Raw genomic sequence first — 9,844 nt, forward strand, 5'->3', positions numbered from 1 at the left:
GGGGCAGAAGGCTGAAGGCAGAAAGCAGAAGGCAGGCAAACTTTTGCTGATGCGAGCTGATAAGCCTTCTGCCTTGGCTTTCAGCCTTCTGCGGGGCCGGAGGCCCCCCTCAATTGCGAATCATCGACACCAGTTTCAGATTCAGCCCCCCCAGGGCCAGCGAACTTGCCGCAATAGGCCACAGGATGCCTTTCTCTCCACCCAGATACGCGTCCAGGCCGGTGATCAGCAGGAAGAGCTGGATGGTCCACAGGACCAGCACGAAGAGCAGGATCAGGTCAATGACCACGGTTTTCTGCTGGTTTGAGCGGTTCATGCTTCACCCATCCCCACAGCAAACACTTTGCCGTCTCTGACTTCAATTTCCACACGGTCCAGGCCACGCTGGGGTGGACCTGCGAGCACGTCACCGGATCTGGCATCGAAGAAACCTTCATGGCAGGGGCATTCCAGTTTTCCAGTGTGTTCTGCGAAGAACACATGGCAACCCAGGTGGGGGCATTTCTGGCTGAATGCGCTGAAGGTTCCGTCTTCGTGGCGGAGGAGCAGGGCGTGGTCGTCCTTGTGGGGGTAATGGAAGGCCAGGAAACCTCTGGGTTTGATCTGGTCCACTGCAGCAATTTCCTGCTCCGGGTAATCGGTGCGGGGTTTGGATAGGGTCCCAGCAGCGGCCAGAACGGTGGTTCCAACAGCGAGGGCTCCGCTGGACAGGCCCAGGAAACGGGTGAATTCACGGCGGGTGATCAGGCTGGTTTTGTCCCAGTCCACCGAGAAGTCCCTCTTCCAGTGGGGGTCTTTTTGGGCTTTGTTTTTCACAGCAGGCCTCCTGACATGGGCATGGCTTCCAGATGACTGAAAGGATCGAGGTGGTCGTAGGCGTTGTCTTCGAAGCGGCCATCGAGGTGGTGCATCACGTCCATGGACAGGTTGACGTAACCGTCGGGGGCCACCAGGAACACACGGGTTTTGATTTCCTGCATGCCGAAATCGAAGGTGTTGATGGGGGTGCCTTTGCGTCTGGACTGGAATTCCTCGAGGGTGCCGTAGAAGAGGGCCTCACTGGGGCACACGGTGGCGCACATGGGTTTCAGTCCCTGTGATGTGCGGTCGTAGCAGAGGTCGCACTTCATCATCTGGTCCATCTCGGGGTAGTAGCGGGGCACACCGAAGGGGCAGGAAACCACGCAGTTTTTGCAGCCGATGCAGCGTTCTTTCAGGCTGCTCTGCACCACCTGATCCTCGGTGCGTTTGATGGCATCTGCAGGGCACACGGCGGCGCAGGTGGGGTTCTCACAATGCATGCAGACCATCGGGACCGTCTGGGTGGAGCTTCCGCGCTCCATGTACTCCAGGTGGATCATGGGCTTGCCCTTGTGGGTGGCGCACTCACTGCAGGCCTGCATGCAGCTCTTGCATCCGATGCAGCGGATCGGGTCGATGAAGAAGCGCATCTCGCTCATCTGGAGAAGTCCTTTCTGCGGTCATTGATGCCATAGCTGACAGGGAGGTTTTCGGTCTTGTTGGCAAGGTGCTGGGCTTCTTCGCCTTCCCGGATTTCTTCGGGGGTGGCTTTCGAAACGGCGCAGGCACTGACTTTGAACTCGGGGATCTTGGAGATGGGGTCGAGTGCCCTCTGGGTGAGCATGTTGATGCTCTGTTTGCCCCCCCAGTGGTACGGCACGAACACGGTGTCCGGGCGGATGGTGTTGACCACCATGGCTTTGACGGTGATCTGGCCCCTGCGGGTTTTCACGGTCACCCATTCCCCATCTTTGATGCCAAGTTTCAGGGCGAGTCTGGGGTGGATTTCCATTTTGGGGTTGGGGTACTGGTCCACCAGGGGGCCAATGCGGCGGGTCTGGGTGCCGGAGAGGTACTGGCTGACCACGCGGCCCGTGGTGAGCCAGATGGGGTACTGCCCATCCACCACTTCTGCGGATTCACGCCAGTGCACGGCATTGAAGTGTCCTTTGCCATCCGGGTGGTAGAACTTGCCACCTTCAAAGAGTCTGGGGGTGCCGGGGTGGTTGGTGTCGAGGTCCTCGGAGCGTTTTGCAGCTTTGCCTTTTTCGGTGGTCTGGGGAGCGGGCCAGAAAACGCCGTTTTCTTTTTCCACGCGGTCCCAGGTGATGCCGGAGTAATCTGCTGTTCCCCCTCTGGAGGCGATGCGAAGCTCTTCAAAGATGTCGCGGGTGTTCTTGTAGGGGAAGTACTTGCCGCGACCAAGACGGTTTGCGATGTCCAGCAGGATTTCCCAGTCTTTGCGGGCTTCACCGGGAGGGGTGATGGCCTGATTGATCTTGATGACCCGGCCTTCTCCAGAGGTGGTGGTGCCCTCGTCTTCTTCCTGAAGGCTGCCTGGGAGCACGATGTCAGCGTGCTGGGCGGTTTCGGAGAGGAAGAAGTCGATCACGGTGTAGTGCTCCAGTTTGTCCAGCGCTTCACGGTTGAAGTTGGCATCGGGGAGGCTGACCAGGGGGTTGAAGCAGATGGAGAGCAGCCCTTTGATCTTGCCCGCGTGGATTTCATTGAGGATTTCCTGGGCAGAGAGGCCCTTACCAGGGATTTCGCTCTCCTCCACCCCCCACACGTCTGCAATGTACTTGCGGTGCTCGGGGTTGGTGATGTCCCGGTTTCCGGGAAGCTGGTCGCACTTGTGGCCGTGTTCCCGGCCGCCCTGGCCGTTGCCCTGTCCGGTGATGGTGCTGTGACCACACCCTTCCCGACCAATTTTTCCGGTGGCCAGGGCGAGGTTGGCGCAGGAGACGACGTTCTCAACCCCTTTGGTGTGGTGCTCCAGACCTCTGGCATGCAGGATCATTCCAGTTTCGGCTTCACCGTACCAGCGGGCAGCTTTTTCGATCTGGTGGGCGGGGATACCGGTGATCTTTGCGGCCCACTCGGGGGTGGCGTCTTTGACGGCTTCGCGGGTTTCTTCAAAGCCCGTGGTGTGCTCGGCAATGAATTTCTCGTCGGTGAGGCCATCTCTGATGATCACGTGCAGCATCGCCATCAGCAGGGCACTGTCACTGCCAGGACGCAGGGGCAGGTAAAGGTCGGCTGTTCTTGCCATCGGGACCATGCGGGGATCGGCGTAGATCAGCTTTGCCCCGTTGTCTCTGGCCCGCCAGACGTAATCGGTGGTGATGGGGAAGCATTCGGCAATGTTGGTGCCAATCACGAAGATCACTTTGGCTTTGGTGATGTCTTCCCAGTGGTTGGAGGCACGGTCGATGCCGTAGGCTTTTTTGTTTCCGGCTCCGGCGCTCACCATGCAGAGGCGTCCGTTGTAATCGAGATTTGCAGTCTGCAGGGCAAGACGGGCAAATTTGCCAACCAGGTAACTCTTTTCGGTGGTGAGGCTGACTCCACTCAGCATCGCGAAGCTGTCCTTGCCGTACTTGTCCTGAATTTCACGGATCTTGCGCACGGTTTCTTCGAGGGCCTGGTCCCAGGAGATGCGCTCGTAGCCTTTTTCGGTGCGCTTCATGGGGTGCAGCAGGCGGTCGGGGTGGGAGCCTTGCAGGTAACGCTTGACCCCTTTGGGACAGAGTTTGCCTTTGTTGAAGGGGAAGTCGGTGCGCGGTTCAAAACCCACCACGGCGTTGTCTTTGACTTTGAGGTTGATCCCGCATTGCTGGCCACAGAAGCAGCAGTGGGTGGCGATCAGCTGGTCGTAATCCTCGACGGTCTTGAAACCACCAGCGGGGGTGTAGTGCAGGGTCGGTCCGTACTGCTCGACCATCTGTTCGCGGGTTAAGGGCACTTTAGCCATTACATGAACTCCTTGCCGGAAACCCGGAACTGGTTGGCGGTGACCATCTTGCGGCGGCAACTGGGGCACAGGTTCTGCCAGTTGTCGGCCTGCTGGTGGGTGTAATCAAAGCCCAGTTCGGGAAGGATGGTTTTGATGTCCTGCTGGTGCATGAGGCTGATGTATTCGTCTCCACAGCGGGCACACTTGCCCTGCTCGGTGGTCTCTCCAGCGGCCTTGTAGAACCACACACCGACGTTGGCGATGCGCTGGAAAATGTGGAAGAACTTGCCGAAGGGGAGGTACAGGAGCCACAGCATCACGGTTACAGCGTGGGTGGTGGTGATCCAGTAGTAGAACTTCCCTTCCATGAACATGTTGGAAATGGTGAGCATCATGCCCGTCACACACACGGCGAACAGCAGGATCAGGGGCATCATGTCGTTGTCGAAACGCTGGGTGGTCAGTTCGGCCTCGTCTTTCATGCGGCGACCCACTGCCAGGGTGATGCCGATCAGGCACAGCACCGCAGAGATGTTCAGCATGTGGAAGTACAGCCAGCCCACCACACTGCGGGCAGCAAAGGCCGTGAAGGTCAGGTCGAAACCGAACAGCACCATGTAGTAGTGGTCGGGTCTTTCTGGGAGACTGGCAAAGTGCAGCCAGCCGAAGGTGAGGGGGAAGGTGACGGCAATGGCGAGCAGGCACCCCCAGAAGATGAACTGGTGGGCAGCCCAGCGGCCTCTGGAACGCTGGCGGATGAATCGTTGCTCCAGCAGTTTCTCCCAGGCCAGCACGAAGAACATCAGGGTGTTTTTGATGCGCTTTCCGGGTTCCCAGAACAGCTGCCAGCCCCTTTTCCAGTACAGTTTGGTGGCTGGACGCTGGAGCCACACGGCGTAGCGGTACACCACACCAAACAGGGCGAAAACCGTACTGAAGCAGTATCCTGCGAGTGCCCCATCGAAACTTTTCAGGCGGTTGGAGCCCACGAAGATCAGGACGCACAGCACCACAGAAAACACCAGACCCACCATCACCCCTTTGCGATCCAGGGTGACGTCCATCATGGGGACCTGGATGGGCAGGGATTCTTTGTTATTCAGGCTGGGGTTTTGCATGCTGCACCTCCTGCAGGTTTTCCACAACAGCGACCAGTTCACGCATGTCGGTGACGAGCTGTTCCCGGCCATCGGGGAGGGCTTTGACCCGGCCCTGCCAGATGCCTGTTTCGGCGCGCCACATCACCACCACATAGGTGGGTTTGGTATGTGATTTCGTTCTCGAAGGTGAACTCATGCAGGTATGATGCGACACGCCACTTACAGCCCACTTACAGCTTTTCGGCGGGTGAATTTTGTCCTTCATTTCCCGGGAAGATCAGGAAAATTGCCGCCCCTGATGAAGAAAGCCCTTCTTGTTCCTGAGTCATGGGGGACCAGATGACAGCCTCCACTTACAGAAAAACCTGCGTTCAGAAATCCATGAGACAGCGGAGCAACCGGGCATTCCTGGGCTGGTACGAGATGGTCCTTGCTGGGCATGAAAACCCACATGCTGGAGGGCAGTGGGACAATATAATGGATCCATGGCAAATGAGACCGAAAAAACACCTGATCCCAAAGGGTTTGATTTTGGTCTGTTCCAGTGATTTACGGCTTTTTTCATCCCGATTCAGCTGTTGGGGCAATGTCTCGTTTCCATCTCACCCAGTTCCTCCTGGCATTTGCACTGTGGTATTTGATCCTGTCTCTGGTTCGGTGGATTGGCCGTCATCGAAACTCCAGGAAATGGTCTTTCTGGAGGTTCAGGCCAGCGCACCATCGCATGACAGATGATCTGAGCCATTTGCATCAGGCCTTACAGATGGATCGAGGATCAATCCTCTGAGTGACAGCTCCTGTTCCTGGATGTCCTTGTGATAAATTTGGTGAATGTCCCACGACCCTGAGATGAACGAGAGTCCTGCTGAAACCGCCAGCAGGATTTACAAAAAGTGGAACACCACCACCTGGTTCTTTGGGGTGGGTGCTGTTGCTGCTGTATTCATTGGAAACGATTCTGAGTTTAAAATGGTTGCTTTGTTGACGGTGTTTCTTCTGCTGGGTCTCTTCTTTTACGGCCTCATGGCCTCTGCCAGAATCAAAGCCCACCTGTCCGAGGATGCGTTTGAACTGGTGATCAGAAGATACGGCTGGATCCTTGGACAGACGCCTTGATGTGGTGCCCCTTTCTGGACGCAACCCGGCTGACAAATTCATGACCCTGAACTTTTTCACGCAAACCCAGGAGGTGAACAGGTGTCAGGCCGCAACCCCCATTCAGGGATTGGTGTCTGAGGAGCCCATCAAACAGGGGCAGACCTGGGTCAACAGAAGCAAAACCAGGCACAGCAAACGATATTTCTTTTCTCAGACATCATTGTTCAGGGCTTGATTTCTGCTTTTTGTGTGGAACCTGTGCAGCTCGTGCATCAGGCCCCGGTTCTGCTGGTACAGGGCCAGAAAGTGAGGGTAGAGCTCACTGTAGATCTGGTGGTTGTGGGCACCGGGCTTCAGCACCTCGCGGGGTCTGGACCAGGCTTTCAGGTCTGTCATGTTGAGGTGTCCGCTGGCAAGTCCTGCCAGGAAGGCATTCCCGTAACTCGCTCCGACCGTCACCTCTGGAAGCACCTGCTCCATGTTGCACACGTCACTGACGATCTGGGGCCACATGCGGCTCTGGGCTCCCCCACCCACCGCCACGACGCGGTTGATGTCGGCACCCAGGTCCCGAAAGGTCTCCAGGTTGTGACGGATGCCAAAGGCGACCCCTTCCAGGGTGGCCCGGAACAGGTGGGCACGGGTGTGGGAGAGGTTCAGTCCAGCAAAAATGCCACTCGCCCGGGGGTCATTGATGGGGGTGCGTTCTCCACTGAAGTAAGGCAGCACCAGCAAACCTGCTGAGCCTGGTGGAACAAAGGTGGCTTCATGGAAGAGGGTGGAAAAACTGCTGCCCCCTGCCAGTTGCTCCCTGAACCACCCGGTCAGGGCTCCGGTGGTTGCCATGCCGGCAGCCAGATTCAACTGTCCTTTGAAGGCCCCTCCCACCGTCCAGACCCTTGGATCAGGGGTTGGCGTGTCCTGCACCAGAATGAAAAAGGTGGTGCTCCCGTACATCACCATCAGGTCCCCGGGTTCGGCCACACCCACACTGAGGGCTTCGCTGAGGGCATCAACTGCACCCACTGTGACGGGGGTTCCCTCTCTCAGACCAGTGATCCGGGCAGCTTCCGGGGTCACAGATCCAGCGATCTCATCACTCCAGCCCAGTTCGGGCAGCATGGAGAGGTCACAGAAGTGCCCGGCGTAACGCCCACTCCACTCCAGGGTCTCACCGTCCATCAGGGGCATGTAATGGCTTGCCGTATGGCGGTCCATCACATGCCTTGAGGTGAGTTTGAAGACCAGATAACTGCTGGCGGTGGTCAGTTTTGCTGTTCTGGACCAGATTTCAGGTTCATGCTTGCGCAGCCATTTGATCTTGGGTCCAATCGCCTGGGAGGTGAAGTGCATCTTGCTGAAGCTGTAAATTGCATCTTCTCCCAGCAATGCGTTCAGTTCTCTAATTTCTTCGGTGGCCCGGGTGTCCACACCATAGAGGATTCCAGGCCTCAGGGGGTTTCCCTGTGCATCCAGTGGAAGCAGGCAGGGCCCAATCGCACTGACGGCCATCCCAACCACATTTTCACCCGTGTATGGGGAACCGTCCAGCAGGTTTCTGCAGACCTGCACCACGTCCTTCCACCAGACCTCATCGGCGTCCTGCTCTGCCCATCCCGGCTGGGGGTGACTGACCCCGTGTTCCACCACATGGGTCTTCAAGAGGGTGCCCTGGAGGTCGGTCAGGACGCCTTTGGTGCTTGAAGTGCCGACATCAATGCCCAGCAACAGTTCTGTCATGTGCTTCCATTCTTTCAAAAAAGAAGTCCCACCCTGGAAGGTGGGACTGAAATTGGGTTTCCAGATTTCTGCCCCCAGGGAACCAGGTCACCAGATGGTGTAACCTCCATCCACCGTCAGGACACTGCCCGTCACGTAACTGCTCGCCCTTGAGGCCAGGTAGACCACCGAAGGACCGATTTCTTCGGGCTCAGCGAGGCGGCCCATCGGGATGGTTTCCAGCCAGACTTTGCGCCACTCCTCGGTTTCCATGCCTTTTTTGGTCAGGGGGGTCGCCACGTAACCGGGGGCAATGGCGTTGACCCTGACCCCTCTGGAAGCCCACTCTCCTGCAAGGGATCGGGTCAGCATGATCACTCCAGCTTTACTGGTGTTGTAGGCGGCCTGGGGCTGCGGATGGTTGGAGATGATGCCACTCATGCTGGCCAGGTTGATGATGCTGCCTGATCCGCGCTCCAGCATGTGTGGCGCAATGGCACGGCAGCAGGAGAAAACCCCATCGAGATTGACTTTCATGATCAGGTCCCACTCACTGTCCGTGGTTTCTTCTGCGGGGGTGTTGCGGACAATGCCTGCATTGTTGACCAGCACATCCACCTGTCCTGCTTCCACTGTGATCTGCTGGAACACCGCACTGACCTGAGTGGAGTCTGTCACGTTGAGCCCCTTGAACCGGGCACCCAGACGGCCTGCTGCTTCCTGCCCGACCTCCTGGTTCTGGTCCACGATGTACACGGTGGCTCCATGCTGGATCAGCTCCTGGCTGATTGCATACCCGATGCCCTGGGCACCTCCGGTGACAATGCAGACCTTTCCAGTGAGGTCAAAAGCATTCACTTCAGCACCCCTGCCAGCACTTCACCGGGCGACACGATGGCCTTGATGGACTCTGGTCTGGCGGTGATCTTTTGCCCGATGGCCTCATGCAGTTGACCCAGGGGCAGCGTGTCGGTGATCAGTTCCCGGGTCCTCACCTGCCCACTGCGCATCCACTTCAAGGCCAGAGGAATCGTCGCATTCAGGGAAAAACTCCCCAGCACGGTCAGGTCACGCCTGAAGATCTCGTAAGGACTCACCTCGATCCTCGCATCTTCAGGAGCCACGCCAAACACCAGAATCTTCCCTCCCGCAATTGCCTGATCGATCATTCCCTGCTGCACCCTCGGGACGCCAGTGGCCTCGGTCACCACATCAAAGCCATGAGGGTACAGGTCCCTGAGCTGCCCACCTGTTTCTGCAGTGGCCTGCAGCACATGTTTTGCCCCGAGTTTTCTTGCAAGTTCGAGTCGGGCAGGCTGCGGGTCCACCACGGCAATCTCGCTGACGCCAGAAGCCAGCAGGGCCTGCATCAGCAGGAGGCCAATCCCTCCAGCCCCATAAAGCAAGGCTGTAGAGCCAGGTTCGGGCCTGAGTCGGGTGATGCCCCAGGCGACACAACCGAGTGGTTCAGCGAACACCGCAACCTCGGGGTCCAGGTCACTGGCGTCATACACCACGCTTGATGGGGCCACCACGTACTCTGCGAACCCTCCAGCACGGGTCACCCCGATGGCTTCGTAGTGCAGGCACTGGTGACGCATGCCTTTCTGGCACATGATGCAGGTCCCACAGTTCAGGTCGGGGTCCAGCACCACACGCTGCCCTTCCGTGAATCCCCTGGCATTTCTGCCCAGGGCCACCACCCGGCCCACAATTTCGTGACCGGGAATGAGGGGGAGTTTCGCCTGAAAGTGACCTTCGAGCAGGTGGGCGTCTGTCCCACACACGCCAGCGAGCTCCACCTGGATCAGGACATCGTCCTGACCCACTTCGGGAATGCTGACTTCCTGATGTTCAATGGTGTGGGGAGCGGTGATCAGGGCGGCATGCATGGTTTGACGGGTGCGCAGTGTCATTTGACGGCTCCAAAGGTGAGACCGCGAATCAGCTGCTTCTGGGCAAACCAGCCGAATATCATCACGGGGGCAATGGTGAGGGTGGCCGCAGCAGACATCTGAGCCCAGAAGAGTCCTTCAGAGGTCTTGAACGAACTGATGTACACCGACAGTGGAGAGGCGTCACTGGAGGTGAGATTGAGGGCAAAGAACACCTCGTTCCAGGCAAAAATCACGCACAACAGTGCTGTGGAGGCAATTCCTGGAAGGGCCAG

10 protein-coding genes and 1 pseudogene are annotated in these 9,844 nt (G+C 57.9%); 1 reads left to right on the plus strand and 10 read right to left on the minus strand.

Going from position 1 to position 9,844, the window contains the following annotated elements; genetic code table 11:
• Positions 1–109: 109 nt before the first annotated feature.
• Genes DC3_RS25505 through DC3_RS25530 form a run of 6 tightly spaced genes read right to left on the minus strand, consistent with a single transcriptional unit; the run spans position 110 to position 5,053 of the window.
• Positions 110–316, minus strand: a complete 207-nt coding sequence (locus tag DC3_RS25505; protein ID WP_146890346.1) for a DUF6755 family protein — start codon at positions 314–316, stop codon at positions 110–112.
• Positions 313–816, minus strand: a complete 504-nt coding sequence (locus tag DC3_RS25510; protein WP_146890349.1) for a QcrA and Rieske domain-containing protein — start codon at positions 814–816, stop codon at positions 313–315. The genes DC3_RS25505 and DC3_RS25510 overlap by 4 nt, the downstream gene beginning before the upstream one ends.
• A complete protein-coding gene (locus DC3_RS25515; RefSeq protein WP_146890351.1) occupies positions 813–1,460 on the minus strand; it encodes a 4Fe-4S dicluster domain-containing protein in 648 nt (215 codons plus the stop codon). Before DC3_RS25515 ends, DC3_RS25510 begins: the two co-directional genes overlap by 4 nt.
• Positions 1,457–3,775 carry a molybdopterin oxidoreductase family protein gene (locus DC3_RS25520; protein WP_146890353.1) on the minus strand — a complete coding sequence of 773 codons (2,319 nt, stop codon included), beginning with the start codon at positions 3,773–3,775 and terminating at the stop codon, positions 1,457–1,459. Before DC3_RS25520 ends, DC3_RS25515 begins: the two co-directional genes overlap by 4 nt.
• Complete coding sequence (locus DC3_RS25525) at positions 3,775–4,875, minus strand: respiratory nitrate reductase subunit gamma (protein ID WP_146890355.1); 1,101 nt, start codon at positions 4,873–4,875, stop codon at positions 3,775–3,777. The genes DC3_RS25520 and DC3_RS25525 overlap by 1 nt, the downstream gene beginning before the upstream one ends.
• Positions 4,853–5,053, minus strand: a complete 201-nt coding sequence (locus DC3_RS25530) for a hypothetical protein (RefSeq protein WP_146890357.1) — start codon at positions 5,051–5,053, stop codon at positions 4,853–4,855. The genes DC3_RS25525 and DC3_RS25530 overlap by 23 nt, the downstream gene beginning before the upstream one ends.
• Positions 5,054–5,688: 635 nt before the next feature.
• On the opposite strand from DC3_RS25530, the gene DC3_RS25535 reads away from it, so the two are divergent.
• The gene (locus tag DC3_RS25535; protein ID WP_146890359.1) at positions 5,689–5,973 is read left to right on the plus strand and encodes a hypothetical protein; all 285 of its coding nucleotides are present in this window, start codon (positions 5,689–5,691) and stop codon (positions 5,971–5,973) included.
• A gap of 192 nt (positions 5,974–6,165) precedes the next feature.
• On the opposite strand, the gene DC3_RS25540 is transcribed toward DC3_RS25535, so the two are convergent.
• The 4 genes and pseudogenes from DC3_RS25540 to DC3_RS25555 form a co-directional block, all read right to left on the minus strand.
• On the minus strand, positions 6,166–7,695 hold the full coding sequence (locus DC3_RS25540; protein ID WP_146890361.1) for an FGGY-family carbohydrate kinase: 1,530 nt from the start codon (positions 7,693–7,695) through the stop codon (positions 6,166–6,168).
• Positions 7,696–7,782: 87 nt separating this feature from the next.
• Entirely contained in the window at positions 7,783–8,532 is a 750-nt protein-coding gene (locus tag DC3_RS25545) for an SDR family NAD(P)-dependent oxidoreductase (protein WP_146890363.1), read from the minus strand.
• Complete coding sequence (locus tag DC3_RS25550) at positions 8,529–9,590, minus strand: zinc-dependent alcohol dehydrogenase family protein (RefSeq protein WP_222594833.1); 1,062 nt, start codon at positions 9,588–9,590, stop codon at positions 8,529–8,531. The genes DC3_RS25545 and DC3_RS25550 overlap by 4 nt, the downstream gene beginning before the upstream one ends.
• Positions 9,587–9,844 (minus strand): annotated as a pseudogene (locus DC3_RS25555) (carbohydrate ABC transporter permease); the annotation flags it as partial. The gene DC3_RS25550 and the pseudogene DC3_RS25555, both read right to left, overlap by 4 nt.

The sequence above is a fragment of the Deinococcus cellulosilyticus NBRC 106333 = KACC 11606 genome (assembly GCF_007990775.1).
Classification (GTDB): Bacteria; Deinococcota; Deinococci; order Deinococcales; family Deinococcaceae; genus Deinococcus_C; species Deinococcus_C cellulosilyticus.

Coding starts and splice junctions, on each gene's coding strand:
- DC3_RS25550 (WP_222594833.1), bottom strand. CDS start 9,590: ATGACACTGCGCACCCGTCAAACCATGCATGCCGCCCTGATCACCGCT.
- DC3_RS25530 (WP_146890357.1), bottom strand. CDS start 5,053: ATGAGTTCACCTTCGAGAACGAAATCACATACCAAACCCACCTATGTG.
- DC3_RS25525 (WP_146890355.1), bottom strand. CDS start 4,875: ATGCAAAACCCCAGCCTGAATAACAAAGAATCCCTGCCCATCCAGGTC.
- DC3_RS25515 (WP_146890351.1), bottom strand. CDS start 1,460: ATGAGCGAGATGCGCTTCTTCATCGACCCGATCCGCTGCATCGGATGC.
- DC3_RS25540 (WP_146890361.1), bottom strand. CDS start 7,695: ATGACAGAACTGTTGCTGGGCATTGATGTCGGCACTTCAAGCACCAAA.
- DC3_RS25535 (WP_146890359.1), top strand. CDS start 5,689: ATGTCCCACGACCCTGAGATGAACGAGAGTCCTGCTGAAACCGCCAGC.
- DC3_RS25505 (WP_146890346.1), bottom strand. CDS start 316: ATGAACCGCTCAAACCAGCAGAAAACCGTGGTCATTGACCTGATCCTG.
- DC3_RS25520 (WP_146890353.1), bottom strand. CDS start 3,775: ATGGCTAAAGTGCCCTTAACCCGCGAACAGATGGTCGAGCAGTACGGA.